We start from the raw sequence: 22,619 nt of genomic DNA, 5'->3' as shown, positions 1-22,619 counted from the left end.
AAATCCAGTGAACAGCAATGTTCGTGCGGGTTCAAGTCCCGCTCTGAGTACTAAAAACTTCAATTGGCTTTGCTAATTGAAGTTTTTTTTTTTGCCATAAAACTAATTTTAATAGTAAATTTTATACTTTTACTTTAATGTTTTACCTTATAATTAAACTATGCAAAATATTTTTCAAAGAGAAGACTGTGATCAATTTATAAACCGCATTAATCAACTTGAAATAGATTCACAACCACTTTGGGGTAAAATGTCTGTTGATCAAATGCTGGCGCATTGCAATGTAACGTATGAAATGGTCTATGATAATATTCATGCTAAACCAAATGTCTTTATAAAATTGATGCTTAAGTTATTAGCTAAAAATGCAATTGTAAGTGAAAAGCCTTATGCAAGAAATATTCATACAGCTCCACAATTTATTATTGCCGGAGATCGTGATTTTGAACTGGAAAAAAGCAGATTGATTTCCTATATTCTAAAAACACAAGAATTAGGAGAAAATGAATTTGAGGGAAAAGAGTCTCTTTCTTTGGGTAAATTAACTACAAAAGAATGGAATAATATGTTTGCGAAACATTTAGATCATCATTTATCACAGTTTAACGTTTAATTTAAATTTACAATATGAGAGTTTATTTTATTCTATTTTTTCTGCTTTTAGGATTATCATCCAATGCACAGAAGCAAGAAGTTCAAAAAGCTATTGAAATATTCTTTGAAGGATTTCATCAAAAAGATTCGGTGAAAATAAAAACTGTTTGTGCAGATAAAATGATTTTACAGTCGATTAGTGAAAGTTCAGTAAAAGGAAACAAATTATCGAATGAAAGTACAGCTGAATTCTATAAATCTATTGCTACGATTCCGTTAACAATGAAATTTCACGAGAAAATATTGAGTTATAATATTCAAATTGATGGAACTATGGCTCATGTTTGGGCACCATATGAGTTTTATTTAAATGATAAATTAAGTCATACCGGAGTAAATACTTTCACATTGTTTAAAGAAAAAGATTCCTGGAAAATCATTTACTTAATTGATACACGTAGAAAATAATCTAATTTTTAAGAACTACAGTGTTGTAATATAGACAGATATCTGTTAAAAGGCATTCTTCACATTTAGGTTTTGGTCTGCAGATTTCCCGTCCTAAAAAGGAAATCGCCATTCCAATTTCTGACCATATACTTTTTGGTAATGCTTCCATCAAGTCTTTTTCTGCTTTATTACCGTCTTTAGCTTCTTTTATTATACCAATTCGGGGTGCAACTCTTATAACGTGTAAATCGGCAATAATTCCTTCTGGAGGTTTATTGGTTTCTCTTAAGATCACATTTGCAGATTTTCTTCCAATGCCTTTCAAAGCAGTCAATTCAGACATCGTTAAGGGAATATCTTTGTCATTTTTAATTGTTTTTGCAATTTCCAAAAGCCAATTAGCTTTGGTCGCATGATTACGAACTTTACTTATATAAGGAATGAAAGTTTCGAAATCAGTTTTTGATAAACTTGTAAGAGTTGGAAATTTTTCAAACAAAGCTGGAGCTATGTTATTAATATTGGCATCTGAATCCTGAGCAGATAAAACTACCATCACTAAAAGCTGATAGGTGTTTTGATAATCCAGAGGATGTTTTTTGCCTTTATATTTTTTTAAAATTGGTTTTAATTCAGTTTCCCAATCTATTGTTTCTCCAAATAAATCCATTTTTAATTTTCTTTAGTATTTGATATTGAAATAGTTATATATAAAGTTAATTATTTTTAATGAATTCTAAAGTTTTTTTAATAACAGTTTGATTTCCAAGTATTTTTCTGTGGCCTAATCCATCAGTTAAAAATAATGATCCGTTTTGAAGATTTTCATGAATATGAATTCCTGCTTTTACAGGAACTTCAGGATCATCGTTATCATGAATTACCAATACAGGAATTTTTATTTTTTGTGCAGCTTTATAAGCCGAAAAATCATCCATTTTTAATTGATATTTATCTTCAAAATGTAATCTTAAACGATCGCTAAATTCTCTTTTTAGTTTCAATTTAAAAATAAAATCATCTAAAATATCCTGTACAATATCTCCGCTTCCAATTATTACAGCTTTGTTTACTTGTAATCCGTCTTTAATTGCATTTAATACCGACATTCCACCTAATGAATGTCCAATTGCAAATTCAAAAGGGCCAAATTCTTTTTCAATTTCCAGAATAGAAGCAATAAACTCAGACATTATGGTTGTTTTTCCTTCAGATTTTCCATGTGCAGGCGCATCAAAACTTACAGTAGAAAAACCATTTTGCAAAAGTTCATCGGCTATTTTAAACAATTGGGTCCCTCTGCCTGACCAGCCATGAACAAGTAAAACTTTACGCTCACTTTGGCCATATTGATAAGTTACAACATTTTTATTTATGGTTGGAACATGAACAATTTTTTGAATGCTTTTGTTGTCCATTTCAAGTTCACGTTTGGGAACCTTATGTTTTATAGGCGTTGTAAACAGTCGCGCTGCAAATTTAGTTGCTAGTTTGGTGGATACAAATGCGCAAATTTTGGCAGATAGTATAATTATCTGTGGAATTTTTAATGATTTAGTAGGATTAATTGCCTTTTTTGCCATTTCAATAAATCTGATTTAAAGGCAGTACTTTGCCTATTTTTTTGCTAAATTTAAAAAAAGATAAAAATAGCATATTAATGATTGTTTCTTTAAAAATAACCACAAATTAATTTCTGAAATGGAGATATTTCATATTAGTGCAGAATGTTATCCAATGGCAAAAGTCGGCGGTTTGGCTGATGTAGTTGGTGCTTTACCAAAGTATCAGGAAAACGCAGGACACAATGTTAGAGTTGTTGTTCCGGCTTATGATACAAAATTTAGAAATGAAAATAATTTTGACTGTGTACATTGGGGTACCGTTAAATTAGGAAATTTTAATTTCCCTTTTAGTGTTTTAAAAGAAAGTACAGATAAATTAGGTTACGAATTATATCTAATTGAAATTAATGAATTATTTAATCGTCCGAATGTATATGGTTATGAGGACGATATTGAACGTTTCTTATCTTTTCAAATCGCAGTTTTAGATTGGATTATTGCCCGAAATAAAATTCCGGATATAATTAATTGTCATGATCATCATACTGGATTAATTCCGTTTCTGCTGCAATTTGCTTATAAATATGAAGTACTGAAAGATGTAAAAACGGTTATAACAATTCATAATGGCTTATATCAGGGCTGGTTTGGTTTTGATAAATTGTATTATCTGCCAGAATTCGATTTAAGACATGTGGGATTTTTAGAATGGAGTAATTCGATTAATTCATTGTCAGTTGCTGTAAAATGTGCCAATGCTGTAACAACAGTTTCTCCGAGCTATTTAAATGAAATCAATTATAGTGCGAATGGTTTAGAATCCTTGTTTCAATCCGTTAGAAATAAATCTAAAGGAATTTTAAACGGAATTGACATTGAAGTCTGGAATCCGTTAAAAGATCAAATGATTGGTGAAAATTATTCGATAGAAAGCTTTGAAATTGGAAAACAGAAAAATAAAGAAAAATTATGCGACCAATTTGATTTAGATCCTTCAAAGCCTTTGTTTAGTTTTATAGGACGTTTGTTTGAAGAAAAAGGCGGTGATTTACTGCCACAGGCTTCGGCACTTGCATTATCAGAACATTTTGAAGAGATCAATATTTTAATTCTAGGTTCGGGAAATGCTGAAATCGAATCGCAATTAACCCAATTGCGTAATGATTATAAAGGAAATTACAATGTTTTTATTGGTTATAATGAAGAATTAGCACATTTGATTTACGCAGGTTCAGATTATATTTTAATGCCTTCAAGAGTAGAACCTTGCGGTTTAAATCAAATGTATGCGATGCGTTATGGAACAATTCCAATTGTTAGAAGAACTGGAGGGTTACGTGATACTGTTATTGATTTTGGAGATGAAGGAAACGGAATCTGTCACGATCAGGCTTCGGTTGGAGATATTTGTTATTCAATAAATCGTGCAGTTAAATTGTACGATGACAAAATAAATTTTAATACCGTTTTAAGACGAGGAATGGCTGCAGACCATTCCTGGGAAAGTGTTTGCCAAGAATATATCGAGATATACAACCTAATAATTGAGAAAAATGAAATTTAAAAAGAAAAATGTAGTTGCTATTATTTTAGGAGGAGGACAAGGATCACGTTTGTTTCCATTAACAGAAACGAGATCAAAACCAGCAGTTCCAATTGGAGGAAAATATCGTTTGGTCGATATTCCAATTTCTAATTGTATCAATTCTGATATTTTTAAAATATTTGTTTTGACACAGTTCAACTCCGCATCTTTAAATGCCCATATCAAAAACACTTTCAATTTTAGTATATTCAGCCAGTCATTTGTTGATATTCTGGCGGCAGAACAAACACCGGATAATCCAACCTGGTTTCAGGGAACGGCAGATGCTGTTAGACAATGTATGTCGCATTTTTTAAAACACGATTTTGATCACGCTTTAATTCTTTCAGGTGATCAATTGTACCAAATGGATTTTAACGAAATGCTTGAAGCACACATTGCTGCCGACGCTGAAATTTCGATTGCAACTTTACCTGTAAATGCTAAAGACGCGCCAGAATTCGGAATTCTTAAAACGGATCATGAAAATAATATTCATGCTTTTATCGAAAAACCAAACGCTTCACTTTTGCCTGAATGGGAATCTGAAGTGAGTGAGCATATGCAGGAAAAAGGTAAAAAATACCTTGCTTCAATGGGGATTTACATTTTTAATAAACCCTTGTTAGAAGAATTAATGGCGAATCAGGAAACAAAAGATTTCGGTAAAGAAATCATTCCACAAGCCGTTGGAAAACATAAAATTCTAAGTTATCAATACGAAGGATATTGGACAGATATCGGAAATATTGAATCATTTTTTGAAGCGAATATTGGTTTAACGGCTGATATTCCGGAGTTTAATTTGTTTGATAACGAAAACAAAATCTTTACAAGACCAAGATTATTACCGCCATCAAAATTTAGAAATTCAATTATTAATCAATCTTTAATTTCTGAAGGCTGTATTATAAACGCTAAAGAAATTAAAAGTTCTGTTATTGGAATTCGTTCAAGAGTAGGCGTAGGAACCGTGTTGGAAAACTGTTATGTTATGGGGAACGATTTTTATCAGGATCTTGACGAAATGAATCATGAAAGCAGTATCAATAAAATCCATGTTGGTATTGGTGAAAATTGTTTTATCAAAAATGCCCTAGTTGATAAAAATGTTCGAATTGGAAATAATGTTCATATCAACGGCGGAAAACATTTAGACAATTTTACGAATGAATTGTACAGTATAAAAGACGGAATTGTTGTGATTAAAAAAGGAGTTACATTATCGGATAATTTCAGAATTGAATAAAATTTGAAAAATTCCAATAATAAAACTCCAAATTCCAATTTTAAATTATTGCCTTAAAAACCAAATATGACTAAAGTAATCACACATTCTCTATTTACTGATTTTGATATAGATTTATTCAAAGCGGGAAAACACTTCAAATTATATGAAAAATTAGGAGCGCATTTAATTGAAGTTAATGGAGTTAAAGGTGTTTATTTTGCCGTTTGGGCACCTACAGCACATTCTGTTTCGGTTGTTGGCGATTTTAATTATTGGAATCAGGGAGAACACCTTTTAAATGTTCGCTGGGATTCTTCTGGAATTTGGGAAGGATTTATTCCTGATATTTCAAAAGGAGCACTTTATAAATATAAAATTCAATCGAATATTGATGGTATAGTAACTGAAAAAGCAGATCCTTTTGCATTGTATTGCGAAAAACCTCCGCATACAGCTTCTGTAGTATGGGATTTAGATTATAAATGGAAAGACGAAAACTGGATGCAGAATCGTAAAGAGAAAAACGCTTTAGATAAACCTTATTCTGTTTACGAAGTTCATTTAGGTTCTTGGAAACGAGCAGAACATAATCGCTTTTTAAGTTATTTAGAACTGGCAGATGATTTGGTGAAATACGTTAAAGAAACCGGTTTTACACACGTAGAATTTATGCCTATTATGGAATATCCTTATGATCCTTCATGGGGTTATCAGTTAACAGGATATTTTGCGCCGACTTCACGTTTTGGGAAACCTCAGGATTTTATGGTTTTGGTCGATAGACTGCATCAGGAAGGAATTGGCGTAATTTTAGACTGGGTTCCGTCGCATTTTCCAGACGATGCACATGGTTTAGGTTATTTTGATGGTTCACATTTATACGAACATCCGGATCGCAGAAAAGGTTATCATCCAGATTGGAAAAGCTTGGTTTTTAATTATGGAAGAAATGAAGTCCGCGCTTTTTTAATTAGTAACGCTGTTTTTTGGCTCCAAAATTATCATGTTGACGGATTAAGAGTTGATGCTGTAGCTTCGATGTTATATCTTGATTATTCCAGAAAGGAAGGCGAGTGGGAAGCTAATATTTTTGGCGGAAGAGAAAATTTAGACAGTATAAGTTTTCTTAAAGAATTTAATGAAGTTATCTATGCTAATTTTGATGGAGTTCAAACTATTGCAGAAGAAAGTACTTCATTCCCGATGGTTTCAAGACCAACATTTACAGGCGGATTAGGTTTCGGAATGAAATGGATGATGGGCTGGATGCACGATACTTTAAAGTATTTTCAAAAAGAAACGGTTTATCGAAAATACCATCAAAATGATTTGACATTTTCGATGACGTATGCTTTTACGGAGAACTTTATGCTTCCGTTTTCTCATGACGAAGTGGTTTACGGCAAAAAATCTCTTATTTATAAAATGCCGGGCGATGAATGGCAGCGATTTGCCAATTTGAGATTGTTATACGGTTATATGTTTACGCATCCCGGAACTAAATTATTGTTTCAGGGAGCTGAATTTGGTCAAACCGGCGAATGGAATTTTGAACAAAGCTTAGACTGGCATTTGTTACAATATGATTTTCATTCGGGCATAAAAAGATTAATTACAGATTTAAATCATTTGTATAAATCTCGTCCAGCATTGTATGAAAAGCAATTTACGGGAGAAGGTTTTGAATGGATTAATTATTCAGATCATCAAAATGCGGTTTTATCTTATATCCGAAAAGGAAATAATGCAGATGAAAATGTAATTATAGTCTGTAATTTCACGCAAGTAGTACGAGAAAATTATAGAATTGGAATTCCGAAGAAAGGTCAGTTAGAAGAGATTTTTAATAGCGATGCTGTAATTTATGGCGGCGGCGGCGTTGGAAACGGAAAATCAATAAAAATTGAATCAACGCCTTATGATGGAAGGGATTTTTCTGTCGAATTAATTTTGCCGCCATTAAGCGTAACCGTTTATTCTTTCGTTTAAATAAAATCTGACAAATATTTTTAGCGGTATTATTTTGTCATTTTATCGTTTTTAAATTATCGAATTGTTGATTTTTCGTGCTGTAATTTAATTCTCAGACAGAAAAAACGTTTTCGTGAATAAACCTTTTATTCATAGCCCTTTACTAACTTTTTTTGTATGTTTGAAATAGAGATTATTGTTATAATTAATTCATTGGCGATATGATTACAAACACATCATTAGAATACAAAGGCGATTTATATCCATCAAAGATTGTTTCGTACGAGCATGAAGGAGATTCTATTTTTTTCAATACAGATAATAAAGTAATCTTAAAAGTTACTGTTCTTAGAGACAGTTTAATTCGATTTCGCTTTACTACAAAAGGGTATTTTAGCAATGATTTTTCGTATGCAATTGACAAAAGCCAGCTTCATGGGTATAATTTTTTGGAACTTACCGAAGAAGAAACCTATTTCCAGATCAGAACCAGCAAAGTAAAATGTAAAATTCAAAAGGCAGATCTGCGGGTTTGGATTTACGATTTAAATGATTTCCTGATTTTGGAAGATGAACTTGGTTTTCATTGGGAAGAAAGCTACGAATATGGCGGAAATATTGTAAAAATGAGTAAATCTTCTAAAGACGGTGAATGTTTTTATGGTCTTGGAGATAAAGCCACTCAAATGAATTTAAAAGGCAAAAGAGTAGAAAATTTTGCTACAGATCAATATGCCTATCAAAAAGAACAAGATCCTCTTTATAAAGTAGTTCCATTTTATATTGGTTTACATAACAAACAATCTTACGGTATTTTCTTTGACAATACCTTTAGAACTTTCTTTGATTTTTGTCAGGAAAGAAGAAATGTAACGAGTTATTGGGCAGAAGGAGGAGAAATGAATTATTATTTCATTTACGGCCCTCAAATGCAGGATGTTGTAACAACTTATACCGATTTAACGGGAAAACCGGAATTGCCGCCGCTTTGGGTTTTAGGATATCACCAATGTAAATGGAGTTATTATCCTGAAAGTAAAGTCAAAGAAATCACTTCAAAATTTAGAGAACTTAAAATTCCGTGCGATGCCATTTATTTGGACATTGATTATATGGAAGGCTTTCGATGTTTTACTTGGAATAAAAACTATTTTCCAGACCCAAAAAGAATGGTCGCTGAATTAGCCGAAGATGGTTTTAAAACCGTTGTAATCATCGATCCGGGAATTAAAATAGATAAAGATTACTGGGTTTATAAAGAAGCCTTAGAAAAAGATTATTTCTGCAAAAGAGCCGATGGACCTTATATGAAAGGAAAAGTCTGGCCGGGAGAATGTAATTTTCCAGATTATACAAATCCTGCAGTTAGAGAATGGTGGGCTGGTTTATTTAAAGAATTAGTTTCAGAAATAGGAGTAAAAGGAGTTTGGAACGATATGAATGAACCTGCCGTAATGGAAGTTCCAAATAAAACTTTCCCGATGGATGTTCGTCATTTTTACGATGGAAATCCGTGCAGCCATAGAAAAGCGCACAATATTTACGGGACACAAATGGCAAGGGCAACGTATCATGGTGTAAAACGATTTGCTTATCCAAAACGCCCATTTGTTATTACAAGATCGGCATATTCTGGCGCACAGCGTTATACATCTTCCTGGACAGGAGATAACGTAGCAACTTGGGAACATTTGTGGATTGCGAATATTCAGGTGCAGAGAATGTCAATTTCAGGAATGGGATTTACGGGTTCTGATATTGGAGGATTTGCAGAACAGCCAACAGGCGAATTATACGCACGTTGGATTCAGTTAGGTGTTTTTCATCCGTTTTGCAGAACGCATTCTTCCGGAGATCATGGAAATCAAGAACCTTGGGCTTTTGACGAAGAAGTAATTAATATTACGAGAAAATTTGTCAGCCTTCGTTATCAATTATTACCTTATTTGTATACCATGTTTTGGCAGTATATTGAAGAAGGACTTCCGATGTTGAAACCTTTGGTTTATTACGATCAGGAAGATACACAAACGCATTATCGTAATGATGAATTCATCTTTGGAAATCAAATTTTAGTTTGTCCAATACTTGAACCTAATGCTGTAGGTAGACGTATGTATATTCCAAGAGGTGAGTGGTATAACTATTGGACAAATGAACTTCTTGTTGGAGGACGAGAAATCTGGGTTGATACTAAATTTGATGAAATTCCGGTTTTCGTAAAAGCTGGAGCGATCATTCCAAAATATCCGGTACAGCAATATGTTGGTGAATTAGAATTTGACGAATTAACACTCGATGTTTATTATAAAAATGGTAAAGAACAATCCGGAGTTTATGAAGATGCTCAGGATGGTTACGATTATAAAAAAGGCCGTTACAGCCATTTATCATTAAGATCAATTGGAAAAGAAAAAGAATTAATTATTCAGCTTCATAAAGAAGGAAAATACGATACGCCATACAGCAAGTATAAAATTAATTTAATTGGACTTCCATTTAAAGTAACGGAGATTGAAATTGACAACGAAAGAATCGAATTTGATAAAATTAGCTTTGAATCAAACAATTTCTTACTGGTTGATAAAGAATTTAATGAGCTTCATATTATAGGTGAATAAGTAAAATTCTGATAGCAATTGAAATAATTGTGTAAGATTTTAAGTAATATTAATTGTATTTTTGTGTGTGTTTAAATCTTTAAAATCATGAAAAAACATTTAATTTCAGGCCTTTTTGCAGTTGTTTTAGTATGCAGCTGTGCAACGAATCCTATAACTGGAAAACAAAATTTAAATTTTGTTTCAAATAGTGAATTATTTCCATCTTCTTTTCAGCAATACAGCCAGTTTTTATCTGAAAATAAAGTAATAACAGGAACTGCAGATGCAAAACGCGTAGAAACTGTTGGATTTAAAATAAAAGCTGCAGCCGAAAAATATTTAGCCTATTTAGGACAATCACAATATCTAAAAGATTATCGCTGGGAATACAAACTTGTTGACAATAAAGGAGTCAATGCCTGGTGTTTACCTGGAGGAAAAATTGTTGTTTATTCAGGAATATTACCAGTGACACAAAATGAATCTGGATTAGCAACGGTAATGGGACATGAAGTTTCACACGCGTTAGCGAATCATGGAGCGCAAAGAATGTCGGCGGCACAATTACAGCAAATTGGCGGCGCGGCTTTAGGAGCAGCAACAAGCGGGAAATCTGAAGCAACACAGCAAATTTTTGCACAAGCTTATGGAATTGGATCTGAAGTGGGGGTAATGCTGCCATTTAGCAGAAGTAACGAAAGTGAAGCAGATAAAATAGGATTAACTTTAATGGCTATTGCCGGATATAATCCAGATGATGCTGTTGCGTTCTGGACCAGAATGTCGGCTAAATCAGGAGGTTCAGGAACACCGGAATTTATGAGCACGCACCCGTCTGATGCTACGAGAATTGCCAATATAAAATCATTAATTCCCGAAGCTAAAGCGATTGCACTTAAAGTTGGTACAATTAAATAAGAGACTATTTCAAAAAATATAAAAAAAGGCTGCTCAAAAGTTGAAGCAGCCTTTTTTATTTTATATATTTCTCTGTTCCATAGGAACATTTCATCGGTAGAGAATTATATTATTATCATTGTTTACGTTCCGTAGGAACGTTTGATTTTGAAATTATTTTTTAATAATCAAATAATCAAATGTTCCAATGGAGCATATATACAGCTGATCATTATTTTTTCTACCAATGAAACATTCCTAACGGAATGGACAAATAATTATAGTAAATCAGTTTCCTTTGACTTTTAAGACAACTTTTTTTATGCTTTAAATTCTTTATAATTTAATAATGCATGAATTCGATAATTTATATTTGATTATCATAAAAATTGGATAAATTCGTAGCGCAATAACAAAACCATTTCTATGAAAAACCTACAAAAAGGAGATAAGAAATTATTAAATGCCTGGGCATTTTATGATTGGGCAAATTCAGTTTATACACTTACAATTGCATCTGCAGTATTTCCAATTTTTTACGAAGCTTTATTTGCAGAGAGAGATCATTATATTGATGTTTTCGGACTTCATTTAAAAAACTCAGCATTAATTAGTTTTATTACGGCGGCTGCTTTTTTAGTAGTTTCTTTTATTTCACCATTATTATCAGGAATTGCTGATTATGTGGGGAATAAAAAATCTTTCATGAAATTTTTCTGCTATTTAGGAGCGCTTTCGTGTATGGGATTGTATTGGTTTGATCTCGCAAATATTTATGTTGGATTGGCTTTTTATTTTCTTGGATTATTAGGGTATTGGGGAAGTTTGGTTTTCTACAATTCCTATCTTCCGGATATTGCTTTTGAAGAACAGCAGGACAGAATTAGCGCAAAAGGATATTCTTTAGGATATATAGGAAGCGTTATTTTGCTGATTATCAATTTAGCAATGATAATGAAACCAGACTGGTTTAATATTTCTGGTCCAGAACCGGCAATGAAAGCAATGCGCTATTCTTTTATAATGGTAGGAGTTTGGTGGATTTTATTTAGCCAATACACGTATTATTATTTGCCAAAAGGAAGTAAAGAAACAACTCAAAAATTAACTAAAGATGTTTTCTTTAATGGATTTAAAGAACTTAAAAAAGTTTGGGCTTCTTTGCAGAATATTATTGCTTTAAAACGTTATTTAGGCGGTTTTTTTGTTTCTAGTATGGCAGTACAGACTGTGATGTTGGTTGCAACTTACTTTGGAGCTCAGGAAATTCAATGGTCATCGCCTGAAGAAAGCCAAAAAGGTTTAATTATTTGTATTTTGCTAATTCAATTAGTTGCTGTTGTTGGTGCAGTTTTAACTTCAAGAGCTTCTGAAAAATATGGAAATATTCCAACATTGATTTTTATTAATGCAATTTGGGCAGTATTTTGTGCTTTGGCTTATTTCATCACATTGCCAGTTCATTTTTATGTTATGGCTACAGTTGCCGGATTTGTAATGGGTGGAATTCAGGCTTTATCACGTTCTACGTATTCAAAATTATTGCCTGAAACAGAAGATACAGCATCATTCTTTAGCTTTTATGATGTTGCAGAAAAAATAGGAATTGTAATAGGAATGTGTGTTTACGGAATTATCGATCAAATTACAGGAAGTCCGCGTGCGGCAATTGTTATTTTGGCAGTATTCTTTGTTACTTCTATTTTTCTATTAAGAAGAGTACCAAAAAAGGCAGTTTAAAAATCTCTTTATAATATATTTTAAAGCCGGACATTGATTTTAAAATCATTTGTCCGGCTTTTTTATTTTATAAGATTAAGTCTAATTTTGATAATAAATAAAAGCTCAATAATAAGAAGCTGTTCTGTTATTTGATTGATGATAAAAGTAAATTTATTATTGAGCTTTTATATAAAAATTAGGCTTTGGTAATGTTTCCAGATCCAGAAACTTTTACATCGCGTTTTTCAGGATTTCCTGCATATTTAATATTTCCAGAACCTGAAACTCTTGCAGTTAATTTTTCATTACAGGTAACTTTACTATTTCCTGAACCCGAAACATTTACATCTACATTTTTAGATTTTAAACTTCCCGCATCAATATCTCCGGAACCTGAAAGTTTTGTTGTAAAATTATCGGCAGTTCCTTTTAGGTTTACATTTCCTGAACCGCTCAAATTAAGTTCGAATTCATTTGAATCAATTGCTAAATTAAAGTTTCCTGACCCAGATAGTTTAGCTTGAAGTTTGTCACTTTTAATAGCATCTTTAGACTGAATATTTCCTGATCCTGACAATGCTATGTTAGAGATTTTTTCAAAAGGAACTGTAATTTGTATGTCTTTTCCGCTGCTTGGTCGAATGTTTTTGAATGATTCAATATAAATTTTTAAGGTATTGTCTTCTACTTCAACTTTAATGGATGACAGTAAGTTTTCTTCTCCTTTAATTGTAATTTTCCCTTCTTTTCCGGCAACAAGATTTACATCAAAAAAGCCTGAAATTTTAATACCGTCATAATCTCCTGTAGTTCTGGTTTCAGTTACAACTTTACCGTTTCCTTTAATTTTATTTTGAGCGTTTGTATTAAAACTCAAAAGAAATACTGCACAAACAAATAATAGAATTGATTTTTTCATAGTCTTGATTTTTTTAGATGATTAATTTTTTAATACTGACACGCTGCCGTAATTTGTAGTGATGTTGATTTTATTTTGTCCTTTTTTCTTGTAAAAACCGCTTATTCTTTTCGTATTGCTTTTAATTTCAGAAACCGAAATATCTAAAGCACTGTCAGGTTTAATATTGCTGTATCGTCCAGATATATCAAAATCAAAGGCATAGTTGGGATCAAAACCAAGTGATACATCTGTATATCCTGAATTTATGCTCACATTTCCCGCTTTTTCACTAATGTTTTTTACACTGATTTTGCTGTAATTAGTATCAAAATTAAAACTGCTTGAAATTTCTCCAATCAAAATGGTTAAATAATTTCCGGAACCTGATAATGAATTGATTTTCTGAAATTTAAAAGTACCGTAATTACAGCTGTATTTAATATTCTGACCATCATTTAAGGTAACATCAGTATAATTGGCATCAAGGTTAAGATTTCCCGAATCATTAATTTTTAGACCCGAATATCTGGCATCAATATTTCCGTTTTTAATATACTCGATACTTGAATTTTGACAGTACGCAATTTCAATTCGGTTGCTTGAACCGTTTAATCTTCCTAATATCGTTTTTCCGTATTTACAGCTAATATCCGTTGTCGATTCTAAATTGAGCGTTGTAATGTTTCCATATTTATTAACCAGTTTTACAGAACCATTTTTAGGAATTTTAATAACATAATTAATTTCAAAACTGTTATTGCTTCCTTTACTTTTAAAAGTCGAGTTTCCAATATTAGTTATCGCAGTTACTAAGCTTTTCAGCGCTGTAATTTCAATGTCAATACTGTTTAATTTTTCATTTACCCAGTTTTCGTTTGTACCGTTAACTTTAATGGTAATGTCAAGATCAATTTTATCTTCATCCCAGGTCGATACTGTGATGTTTCCATATTTGTTATCAATATCAATTCCTGCATTAGAGTTGACGATATAGGTTTTTTTGATACTTTTTTCTTTGGTAATAAAAGTATCATCATTTGAAAATCCTAAAAAAGGAATCAAAAGCAATAAGATTAGTAAATTATAATGTTTTTTCATTAGATGTATTTTTTAAATTTTCGTTTTCTTCAATTCGCTTTAAAACTGTTTGCAAAAAGGAAATTCTCGTTTGCAGGTTGCTAATCATAGCGTAAATAATTTGTTTGTTTTCCCCGTTTTTCTGAACTTCTTTAATGATTTTTTCATAATCAGCATCAAACACTTTCATTTGTTTTAATGCATCATTTATAATCTGTTCATTTTCCGGTGAATTCTTTTCCTTTAATTTAACTAGCTCATTCTCGATCAAAATATTAAAGATAGAATCAGTGCGTTTGGTTTCCTGCGATGCAAATTTAAGTTCCTTTGGTTTTTCATTATTATTGTAAAATAGTGACACACCCAAAAGCACAGCAATTGATGCAGCAGTGGCCCAGCCGGCAAAATTCTTTTTTCGTGGCTTTTTGTTATTCAATTTGTCTAAAAAATCAATTTGATGATCCGGATTCATTTCATGAATATCCCATTGATTTTCAAACTTGTTAAATAATTGATCTAAATCGTCATTTTCCTTTTTCATATCTCCTCTAATTTTTTTCGTAAACTTTCTTTGGCGCGGCTTAAAGTGGTTCTGCAGTTGGCGTAGCTGATATTCAGGATTTCGCAAATTTCTTCCTGATCGTAGCCTTCAATATAAAAGAGCGTCAAAACCATTCTGTAATTGTCTTTCAGGCCCGAAATGGTATCTAAAACCTGTTTCACTTTAAGTGAATTCAGATCAATACTTTCAGACAATATAGAATCGTTTTCTTCTATTTTAAAAAGCGTTTTATTCAGGTCTTCCATCTGGAAAGCATTGTTTTTCTTATAAAAATCGATACTATAATTAATGATGATTTTTTTAAGCCACGCACCAAACGCAACTTCCTGCTTATAATCGTTAATTTTTGTAAAAGCTTTCAAAAAACCTTCCTGCATGACGTCTTGTGCAAAATGCTCGTCTTTTACAATCCTGTAAGCCACGTTGTACATAGCTTTACAATAACGATTGTAAACTTCGAATTGAGCCTTTTGATTGTTGTTTTTACAAAGTGCGATTAATTCTTCGATATTTTGATTTGTTATACTCAAGTAATGGTTGCTAGTTTTTTATAATGACTTTGCTTTTTTTAATATGTTACACTTTTTATAAAATTAATTTTAATTTTTTTAGAAATAGATGAAATTAAGGGCTAAAACTAAATTTCAAACGTCACTATTTTGCATTTGGCATAATGATTGTCTATTTTTATGGCCTATCTTGTAAATGAAACACTTAATTGAAACAGCAGCTTTTAAGGCCGTGTTTACAAATAGTATTAAACTTTTAATGACAAAACGACTTATATATTATTATGTCAAATCATAAAATACTCACTATTGACAATCTGTCACTACAAGAATTTGATTCAGAAGCAGAATTAATTCCATTATTAACTCCAGAGGACGAAGAGGAAATGAACAATGAAGAACTTCCTGTTTCTCTGCCAATTTTACCTTTACGAAATACAGTTTTATTCCCGGGAGTTGTGATTCCAATTTCTGCAGGACGAGATAAATCAATTAAATTAATTAATGATGCCAATGCCGGCGGAAAAATTATTGGAGTTGTTTCTCAAATTAATGAAGAAGACGAAGATCCGTCAAAAGACGATATTCATAAAATAGGAACGGTTGCACGCATTTTACGTGTTTTAAAGATGCCCGACGGAAATGTAACCGTTATATTACAAGGAAAAAAACGTTTTGAAATTGACGAAGTTGTTTCAGAAGATCCTTATATGACGGCTACTATTAAAGAAGTGTCAGAAGAACGTCCTGATGAAAATGACAGTGAATTTACGGCTATTTTAGATTCTGTAAAAGAACTGGCAATCCAAATCATTAAAGAAAGTCCAAACATTCCATCTGAAGCAACATTTGCCATTAAAAATATTGAAAGCCAATCGTTTTTGATCAATTTTGTGTCTTCAAACATGAATTTATCCGTAAAAGAAAAACAAGGTCTTTTATCGATTAATGGCTTAAAAGAGCGTGCTTTAGAAACTTTGCGTTATATGAATGTTGAACTTCAAAAATTAGAATTGAAGAATGACATTCAGTCAAAAGTTCGTTTTGATTTAGATCAGCAGCAGCGTGAATATTTCCTTCATCAGCAAATGAAAACTATTCAGGAAGAATTGGGAGGCGTTTCGCAGGAAGAGGAAATGGACGAAATGGGAATAAAAGCGAAAACCAAAAAATGGGACGAAAAAACGCAGAAACATTTCGAAAAAGAATTATCTAAAATGCGCAGAATGAATCCGCAGTCGCCAGATTTTGGAATTCAGCGTAATTATTTAGAGTTATTTTTAGAATTGCCTTGGGGCGAATATTCTAAAGATAAATTTGATTTAAAATTTGCTCAAAAAATATTAGATAAAGATCACTTTGGTCTTGATGAAGTTAAGAAAAGAATGATTGAACATTTGGCAGTTTTAAAATTGCGAAATGACATGAAATCACCAATTATATGTTTAACAGGACCTCCGGGAGTTGGTAAAACTTCTATTGGACGTTCTGTAGCCGAAGCTTTAGGTCGTGAATACGTGCGTATTTCTTTAGGAGGATTACGTGATGAGGCAGAGATTCGCGGACACAGAAAAACGTATATTGGAGCTATGCCGGGACGTATCATTCAAAGTTTGAAAAAAGCAGGAACTTCAAATCCGGTTTTTATTTTAGATGAGATTGATAAATTATCAAACGGAAACAGCGGCGATCCATCTTCAGCATTATTAGAAGTTTTAGATCCGGAGCAAAACAATGCTTTTTACGATAATTTCCTTGAAATGGGTTATGATTTATCTAAAGTAATGTTTATTGCGACTTCAAACAATATGGCGGCGATTCAGCCTGCTTTGCGTGACAGAATGGAAGTAATCAAAATGTCAGGTTATACAATTGAAGAAAAAGTAGAAATTGCGAAAAGACACCTTTTTCCAAAACAATTAGAAGCACACGGATTAACTGCCAAAGATTTGACAATTGGAAAAAAACAATTAGAAAAAATTGTTGAAGGATATACAAGAGAATCCGGTGTTCGTAATTTAGAAACTAAAATTGCCCAAGTAATTCGTAATGCGGCAAAAGCCGTTGCGATGGAAGAGGAGTACAACAAAAAAGTTACAGACGAAGATATCGTAAAAGTTTTAGGAGTTCCAAGATTAGAGCGAGATAAATACGAAAACAATGATGTTGCCGGAGTTGTTACAGGTTTAGCCTGGACAAGTGTTGGAGGAGATATCTTATTTATAGAATCATTAATTTCTGAAGGAAAAGGTTCTTTAACCATTACCGGAAACCTTGGAAATGTAATGAAAGAATCGGCTACAATTGCTTTAGAATACATTAAAGCAAATGCTAAAAAGTTAGGTTTAGGAATTGAATTGTTCCAAAAATATAACATTCACCTGCACGTTCCGGAAGGAGCAACACCAAAAGACGGGCCAAGCGCAGGTATTGCAATGCTTACTTCTTTAGTTTCATTATTGACACAAAAGAAGGTTAAGAAAAGCCTTGCCATGACTGGAGAAATCACTTTACGTGGAAAAGTTTTGCCTGTGGGCGGAATTAAAGAAAAAATCCTTGCAGCAAAAAGAGCAGGAATTAAAGAAATCATTCTTTGTCACGAAAACAAAAGCGATATCGACGAAATTAAAGCAGAATATTTAGAAGGTCTTACTTTTCATTATGTAAAAGAAATGAGCGAAGTTCTGGCTTTAGCCTTGACAGATCAAAATGTAAAAAATGCTAAAACGTTGAAATAAACTCACGTTTTAAAGTCGAATTTTTTAAAACCCAAATTCCAAATTTCAAACTATAACAAGGTTTGGAATTTGGAATTTTTTTATTGGAATTTATTTAATGTTTAATTTTATTTTTGGCGTTATATAATTTTATATTTGTATTTGCGTTATTCCCATATAGGAACGCCACAAAAACAAATGCCAAAACACTATGTTTTATTTTTAATGTTACTACTTTGTTCGGTTTCGTTCGGGCAGGTTGGAGGGCGTTACACCTATCAATTTCTAAATTTAACAGCATCTCCGCGTCAGGCAGCGCTGGGAGGAAAAGTGATTACGATATATGACGAAGATGTTAACCAGGCTATGTCCAATCCAGCCGTTTTAAACGCAGATATGGACAACCATTTAGCCTTGAATTATGGAAATTATTACGGAGAAGCTTCTTATGGAAGTGCCTCTTATGCTTATACTTATGACCGCCACGTGCAGACTTTCTATGCCGGAGTTAATTATATAAACTACGGATCTTTTGAAGGTTACGACGAAAACGGTCAGGCTACATCAGATTTTACAGGAAGTGAAGGCGCATTGTCATTTGGATATGCTTATAATGTACCTTTTACAGATCTTCATATTGGAGCTAGTGCGAAGTTAATAACTTCAACACTGGAAAGTTATAATTCGATTGGAGGCGCAGTAGATATAGGTTTATTATATATTGATGAAAAAAATGATTTAAATTATGCGCTGGTATTTCGCAATATAGGTACACAATTTAGAACGTATTCCGGAATACAGGAAAATTTACCTTTTGAAATCACTGCCGGAATTTCGCAGGAATTAGAACATGTCCCTATTCGCTGGCATCTTACTTTAGAGAATTTGCAGCAATGGAATATTTCTTTTTCGAATCCCGTTCGCGGAGAAACCAATATTGATGGTTCAACAAGTAGTGAAAAAGTTTCATTTGTAAATAATGCTTTGAGGCATGTCCTTTTTGGTATTGAACTCTTCCCTAAAAAAGCAGTAAACCTGCGTTTAGGCTATAATTTTAGAAGAGGAGAAGAATTACGTGTAGAAGATCAACGTAATTTTTCAGGAATTTCATTAGGTTTTGGATTAAAGATGAATAAGTTAAAGTTTAACTATTCGTACTCTAGATATACATTGGCAGGAAATACAAGTCTTTTTGGTTTAATTCTAAATCTTCAGTAATTTATATGAAATTATTCAGTTTACTTTTGTTTATGACTGTAGGCGTTTTCACGGGATCAAAACACTACTTCAAAGAAGAAGCTTCTATTACCAGTGTGGAAATCGAAAGAATTAACAACAGGGTAGATGAAATTAGAGACATGATTAACATCGATCACAGATACAATACTAAAATTGCATTTTTGGTTGATATGAAAGTGCCTTCAGGAAAAAATCGTTTTTTTGTTTACGATTTAGAGAAAAATGAAATCATAGACCAAGGTCTCGTTGCGCACGGTTCCGGCTCTGAAACGGGCATTAACGGAATGCTTAAATTTAGTAATGAGCCTAACTCAAATTGCACAGCGCTTGGCAGATATGTAATAGGTAAAAATTACAAAGGCATCTTTGGGAAAGCATATAGATTAATGGGTTTAGATGAATCTAATAATAATGCTTTAAAAAGAGCAATAGTATTACACTCTTATTCTGCAGTTCCTGCTGAAGAACAAAATTATTACATCAGCCGCAGTAAAGGATGCCCAATGGTTAGTGAACAATTTTTTAAACGAATAGAAAAGATAATTGATAGTTCTAAATCGAATATTCTTTTAGATATTTATTATTAAAAAGTATTTATTTAGAAATATCTTAGTAATACACTATTATTACAGAAAGCAGAATAACTTTTTGTAATAATAGTTTTTTTTTTGAACAAGATAACAGATATTGAAAACGTTACAATTTGATATCGTTATTGCTGTTTGAAGCATTCAACTTACAGAGAAAGATGTTACATTTGCAGTTGTATTTTTTGACTGTTTGATAGTCACATATCGTATTACTTAGAGAATAAAAATTAAAACATAAAAAATTGAAAAAAATTACAATTGCTATCGACGGGTTTTCATCAACAGGGAAAAGCACTTTGGCAAAACAATTGGCAAAAGAACTTGAATATGTATATGTTGATACTGGAGCAATGTATCGCGCCGTGGCCTATTTTGCCATGCAGAACAAGTTTATTGGAACTGATTTTTTTGATAAAGAAACTTTGATTCAGGCACTACCAAACATTCAGTTAGAGTTTAGATTTAATGCTGATTTAGGTTTTGCCGAAATGTATTTGAATGGTGAAAACGTTGAAAAACAAATTAGAACTATTGAAGTTTCTAATTTTGTAAGCAAAGTAGCCGAAATTTCAGAAGTGCGTGCCAAATTAGTGGAACAGCAGCAGGAAATGGGAACAAATAAGGCTATTGTAATGGACGGCAGAGATATTGGAACTGTAGTTTTTCCAAATGCCGAACTTAAAATATTCATGACTGCCAGCGCCGAAACCCGTGCACAGAGACGTTTTGATGAATTACAGCAAAAAGGCGATAATGTTTCTTACGAAGATGTTTTAAAAAATGTTATGGAGAGAGATTATATCGATACACACCGCGAAGATTCTCCGCTTGTAATCGCAGATGATGCTATTGAGATCGATAATTCTTACTTAAATAAAGAAGAACAATTTGCAGCTGTTTTAGAATTAGTAAATGATGTTGTTAAAATAGATTAATTTTTTGTAGATATTATTTTAAATGGTAGTTTTACGACTTCATTTTTACTAAAAAGACAATTTCATTATATGGGAATTAAAAACAGGTTAATCTTAATGAGCTTTCTTCAATTTTTTGTTTGGGGAGCCTGGCTTATTACAATTGGAAATTATTGGTTTGGAACCAAAAATTGGGAAGGAACTCAATTTGGTTTAGTATTTGGAACCATGGGAATTGCTTCATTATTCATGCCTACATTAACCGGAATTATTGCCGACAGATGGGTAAATGCTGAAAAACTTTATGGAATTTTACATATTGTTTATGCAGTTGTTTTATTTGGAATTGCTCAAGTAACTACTCCTGATAATTTTATTTTGGTAATGCTTTTAGCAATGTGCTGCTATATGCCAACAATTGCTTTAAGTAACTCTATTTCTTATACTTCATTAAAATTAAATAATAAAAATATCGTAAAAGATTTTCCGCCCATTCGTGTTTGGGGAACTATCGGTTTTATTGTTGCGATGTGGATCACAAATTTAAGTGGAAGTAAAGCGACAGAATATCAGTTTTATATTGCTGGAATTGGAGCTTTAATTCTGGGGATTTATGCCTTTACATTGCCTAAATGTGAGCCGCAGCGTTTAATTAAAGAAAATGCAACCTGGACAGAAACTTTAGGTTTAGAGTCTTTTAAATTATTTGGAAACTATAAAATGGCTTTGTTCTTTGTTTTTTCTATGTTTTTAGGAGGAGCGCTTCAGTTAACAAATGCTTATGGAGATGTGTTTTTAGATGAATTTAAACATTTTCCAAAATATGCAGATTCTTTCGTAATTAAATATTCGACTATTATTATGTCGATTTCTCAAGTTTCTGAAACGTTATTTATTTTAGCAATTCCGTTTTTCTTAAGACGTTTCGGAATCAAGCAAGTTATGCTTATTAGTATGCTGGCTTGGGTATTACGTTTCGGATTATTTGCTTTTGGAGATCCTGTAAATGGTTTATGGATGATTATTCTTTCTTGTATTGTGTACGGAATGGCATTTGATTTCTTTAATATTTCTGGTTCATTATTCGTAGAAAGTAATACCGATTCTAAAATTCGTTCGTCTGCACAAGGATTGTTCATGATGATGACAAACGGAGTTGGAGCAGTTTTAGGAAGTTTAACTTCTGGCTGGGCAATTGATCGTTTCTTTACGAAATCATTTAATACAACTACAGAATTAGCCGGATTTTTACAAACAGATGCATCAAATGAAAAAATGGCTGCATTTGTAAAAAGTCAAGGAAATTCTATTTCTGCTGATGGTGCTTTTTCAAACCCAATTTTAATGAAAGACTGGCATACGATCTGGCTTTCTTTTGCTTTATATGCTTTGGTTATTGCAATTGCTTTTGCATTATTATTTAAACATAAACATGATCCAAAGGAAATTGAAAATTTGAGTCATTAAATAAAATATTATATCAAACCCAGCA

The 22,619-nt window shown here is 32.4% G+C and carries 19 protein-coding genes; 13 read left to right on the top strand and 6 right to left on the bottom strand.

What is annotated here, in order from left to right:
* Nucleotides 1–160: 160 nt before the first annotated feature.
* Nucleotides 161–613: a DUF1569 domain-containing protein gene (locus ACODSB_RS14215; protein ID WP_488937536.1), complete on the top strand. Its 453-nt coding sequence runs from the start codon at nucleotides 161–163 to the stop codon at nucleotides 611–613.
* A gap of 14 nt (nucleotides 614–627) precedes the next feature.
* Entirely contained in the window at nucleotides 628–1,062 is a 435-nt protein-coding gene (locus ACODSB_RS14210) for a nuclear transport factor 2 family protein (protein ID WP_488937535.1), read from the top strand.
* Between the two features lies 1 nt (nucleotide 1,063).
* On the opposite strand, the gene ACODSB_RS14205 is transcribed toward ACODSB_RS14210, so the two are convergent.
* A complete protein-coding gene (locus ACODSB_RS14205; RefSeq protein ID WP_488937534.1) occupies nucleotides 1,064–1,714 on the bottom strand; it encodes an endonuclease III domain-containing protein in 651 nt (216 codons plus the stop codon).
* A 46-nt stretch (nucleotides 1,715–1,760) separates the two neighbouring features.
* Nucleotides 1,761–2,627, bottom strand: a complete 867-nt coding sequence (locus tag ACODSB_RS14200; RefSeq protein WP_488937533.1) for an alpha/beta hydrolase — start codon at nucleotides 2,625–2,627, stop codon at nucleotides 1,761–1,763.
* A 118-nt stretch (nucleotides 2,628–2,745) separates the two neighbouring features.
* On the opposite strand from ACODSB_RS14200, the gene ACODSB_RS14195 reads away from it, so the two are divergent.
* From ACODSB_RS14195 to ACODSB_RS14170, 6 genes are all read left to right on the top strand, one after another.
* Entirely contained in the window at nucleotides 2,746–4,173 is a 1,428-nt protein-coding gene (locus tag ACODSB_RS14195) for a glycogen synthase (protein WP_488937532.1), read from the top strand.
* Nucleotides 4,163–5,443, top strand: a complete 1,281-nt coding sequence (locus ACODSB_RS14190; protein WP_053474210.1) for a glucose-1-phosphate adenylyltransferase — start codon at nucleotides 4,163–4,165, stop codon at nucleotides 5,441–5,443. Before ACODSB_RS14195 ends, ACODSB_RS14190 begins: the two co-directional genes overlap by 11 nt.
* A gap of 66 nt (nucleotides 5,444–5,509) precedes the next feature.
* Nucleotides 5,510–7,414 carry a 1,4-alpha-glucan branching protein GlgB gene (gene glgB, locus ACODSB_RS14185; RefSeq protein ID WP_488937531.1) on the top strand — a complete coding sequence of 635 codons (1,905 nt, stop codon included), beginning with the start codon at nucleotides 5,510–5,512 and terminating at the stop codon, nucleotides 7,412–7,414.
* A 203-nt stretch (nucleotides 7,415–7,617) separates the two neighbouring features.
* Nucleotides 7,618–10,017 carry a glycoside hydrolase family 31 protein gene (locus ACODSB_RS14180; RefSeq protein WP_488937530.1) on the top strand — a complete coding sequence of 800 codons (2,400 nt, stop codon included), beginning with the start codon at nucleotides 7,618–7,620 and terminating at the stop codon, nucleotides 10,015–10,017.
* Between the two features lie 87 nt (nucleotides 10,018–10,104).
* Nucleotides 10,105–10,917 (top strand): M48 family metallopeptidase, encoded by an 813-nt coding sequence (locus tag ACODSB_RS14175; RefSeq protein WP_488937529.1) that lies wholly within the window; start codon nucleotides 10,105–10,107, stop codon nucleotides 10,915–10,917.
* Nucleotides 10,918–11,322: 405 nt separating this feature from the next.
* Nucleotides 11,323–12,636 carry an MFS transporter gene (locus tag ACODSB_RS14170; protein ID WP_256635011.1) on the top strand — a complete coding sequence of 438 codons (1,314 nt, stop codon included), beginning with the start codon at nucleotides 11,323–11,325 and terminating at the stop codon, nucleotides 12,634–12,636.
* A gap of 178 nt (nucleotides 12,637–12,814) precedes the next feature.
* On the opposite strand, the gene ACODSB_RS14165 is transcribed toward ACODSB_RS14170, so the two are convergent.
* The 4 genes from ACODSB_RS14165 to ACODSB_RS14150 are packed head-to-tail and all read right to left on the bottom strand — an operon-like array spanning nucleotide 12,815 to nucleotide 15,688.
* Nucleotides 12,815–13,537, bottom strand: coding sequence for a head GIN domain-containing protein (locus ACODSB_RS14165; RefSeq protein ID WP_488937528.1), 723 nt, complete (start codon nucleotides 13,535–13,537; stop codon nucleotides 12,815–12,817).
* A 21-nt stretch (nucleotides 13,538–13,558) separates the two neighbouring features.
* Entirely contained in the window at nucleotides 13,559–14,617 is a 1,059-nt protein-coding gene (locus ACODSB_RS14160; protein WP_488937527.1) for a DUF4097 family beta strand repeat-containing protein, read from the bottom strand.
* On the bottom strand, nucleotides 14,601–15,137 hold the full coding sequence (locus ACODSB_RS14155; RefSeq protein ID WP_488937526.1) for an anti-sigma factor: 537 nt from the start codon (nucleotides 15,135–15,137) through the stop codon (nucleotides 14,601–14,603). The genes ACODSB_RS14160 and ACODSB_RS14155 overlap by 17 nt, the downstream gene beginning before the upstream one ends.
* Nucleotides 15,134–15,688, bottom strand: a complete 555-nt coding sequence (locus ACODSB_RS14150) for an RNA polymerase sigma factor (RefSeq protein ID WP_053474199.1) — start codon at nucleotides 15,686–15,688, stop codon at nucleotides 15,134–15,136. Before ACODSB_RS14150 ends, ACODSB_RS14155 begins: the two co-directional genes overlap by 4 nt.
* 263 nt (nucleotides 15,689–15,951) lie before the next feature.
* Here ACODSB_RS14150 and lon point away from each other — a divergent pair, with 263 nt between their 5' ends.
* The 5 genes from lon (at nucleotide 15,952) to ACODSB_RS14125 (ending at nucleotide 22,594) form a co-directional block, all read left to right on the top strand.
* The gene (lon, locus tag ACODSB_RS14145; protein ID WP_488937525.1) at nucleotides 15,952–18,405 is read left to right on the top strand and encodes an endopeptidase La; all 2,454 of its coding nucleotides are present in this window, start codon (nucleotides 15,952–15,954) and stop codon (nucleotides 18,403–18,405) included.
* A gap of 177 nt (nucleotides 18,406–18,582) precedes the next feature.
* Entirely contained in the window at nucleotides 18,583–19,602 is a 1,020-nt protein-coding gene (gene porQ, locus ACODSB_RS14140) for a type IX secretion system protein PorQ (protein ID WP_488937524.1), read from the top strand.
* Nucleotides 19,603–19,607: 5 nt separating this feature from the next.
* Complete coding sequence (locus ACODSB_RS14135) at nucleotides 19,608–20,210, top strand: murein L,D-transpeptidase catalytic domain-containing protein (protein ID WP_256635007.1); 603 nt, start codon at nucleotides 19,608–19,610, stop codon at nucleotides 20,208–20,210.
* 245 nt (nucleotides 20,211–20,455) lie between these two features.
* Nucleotides 20,456–21,148 carry a (d)CMP kinase gene (cmk, locus tag ACODSB_RS14130; RefSeq protein WP_256635006.1) on the top strand — a complete coding sequence of 231 codons (693 nt, stop codon included), beginning with the start codon at nucleotides 20,456–20,458 and terminating at the stop codon, nucleotides 21,146–21,148.
* Nucleotides 21,149–21,217: 69 nt separating this feature from the next.
* Complete coding sequence (locus ACODSB_RS14125; RefSeq protein WP_053474194.1) at nucleotides 21,218–22,594, top strand: nucleoside permease; 1,377 nt, start codon at nucleotides 21,218–21,220, stop codon at nucleotides 22,592–22,594.
* Nucleotides 22,595–22,619 lie beyond the last annotated feature (25 nt).

This window comes from Flavobacterium sp. FG68 (assembly GCF_057808895.1).
This window is presented reverse-complemented; position numbering and strand designations above follow the sequence as displayed.

What these genes read in the sequence shown, in the direction of transcription:
- ACODSB_RS14195 (WP_488937532.1), top strand. Translation starts at nt 2,746, where the DNA reads ATGGAGATATTTCATATTAGTGCAGAATGTTATCCAATGGCAAAAGTC.
- ACODSB_RS14170 (WP_256635011.1), top strand. Translation starts at nt 11,323, where the DNA reads ATGAAAAACCTACAAAAAGGAGATAAGAAATTATTAAATGCCTGGGCA.
- ACODSB_RS14200 (WP_488937533.1), bottom strand. Translation starts at nt 2,627, where the DNA reads ATGGCAAAAAAGGCAATTAATCCTACTAAATCATTAAAAATTCCACAG.
- ACODSB_RS14180 (WP_488937530.1), top strand. Translation starts at nt 7,618, where the DNA reads ATGATTACAAACACATCATTAGAATACAAAGGCGATTTATATCCATCA.
- ACODSB_RS14215 (WP_488937536.1), top strand. Translation starts at nt 161, where the DNA reads ATGCAAAATATTTTTCAAAGAGAAGACTGTGATCAATTTATAAACCGC.
- ACODSB_RS14205 (WP_488937534.1), bottom strand. Translation starts at nt 1,714, where the DNA reads ATGGATTTATTTGGAGAAACAATAGATTGGGAAACTGAATTAAAACCA.
- ACODSB_RS14165 (WP_488937528.1), bottom strand. Translation starts at nt 13,537, where the DNA reads ATGAAAAAATCAATTCTATTATTTGTTTGTGCAGTATTTCTTTTGAGT.
- ACODSB_RS14190 (WP_053474210.1), top strand. Translation starts at nt 4,163, where the DNA reads ATGAAATTTAAAAAGAAAAATGTAGTTGCTATTATTTTAGGAGGAGGA.
- ACODSB_RS14210 (WP_488937535.1), top strand. Translation starts at nt 628, where the DNA reads ATGAGAGTTTATTTTATTCTATTTTTTCTGCTTTTAGGATTATCATCC.
- ACODSB_RS14175 (WP_488937529.1), top strand. Translation starts at nt 10,105, where the DNA reads ATGAAAAAACATTTAATTTCAGGCCTTTTTGCAGTTGTTTTAGTATGC.
- ACODSB_RS14135 (WP_256635007.1), top strand. Translation starts at nt 19,608, where the DNA reads ATGAAATTATTCAGTTTACTTTTGTTTATGACTGTAGGCGTTTTCACG.
- glgB (WP_488937531.1), top strand. Translation starts at nt 5,510, where the DNA reads ATGACTAAAGTAATCACACATTCTCTATTTACTGATTTTGATATAGAT.
- lon (WP_488937525.1), top strand. Translation starts at nt 15,952, where the DNA reads ATGTCAAATCATAAAATACTCACTATTGACAATCTGTCACTACAAGAA.
- ACODSB_RS14155 (WP_488937526.1), bottom strand. Translation starts at nt 15,137, where the DNA reads ATGAAAAAGGAAAATGACGATTTAGATCAATTATTTAACAAGTTTGAA.
- ACODSB_RS14160 (WP_488937527.1), bottom strand. Translation starts at nt 14,617, where the DNA reads ATGAAAAAACATTATAATTTACTAATCTTATTGCTTTTGATTCCTTTT.
- porQ (WP_488937524.1), top strand. Translation starts at nt 18,583, where the DNA reads ATGCCAAAACACTATGTTTTATTTTTAATGTTACTACTTTGTTCGGTT.
- ACODSB_RS14125 (WP_053474194.1), top strand. Translation starts at nt 21,218, where the DNA reads ATGGGAATTAAAAACAGGTTAATCTTAATGAGCTTTCTTCAATTTTTT.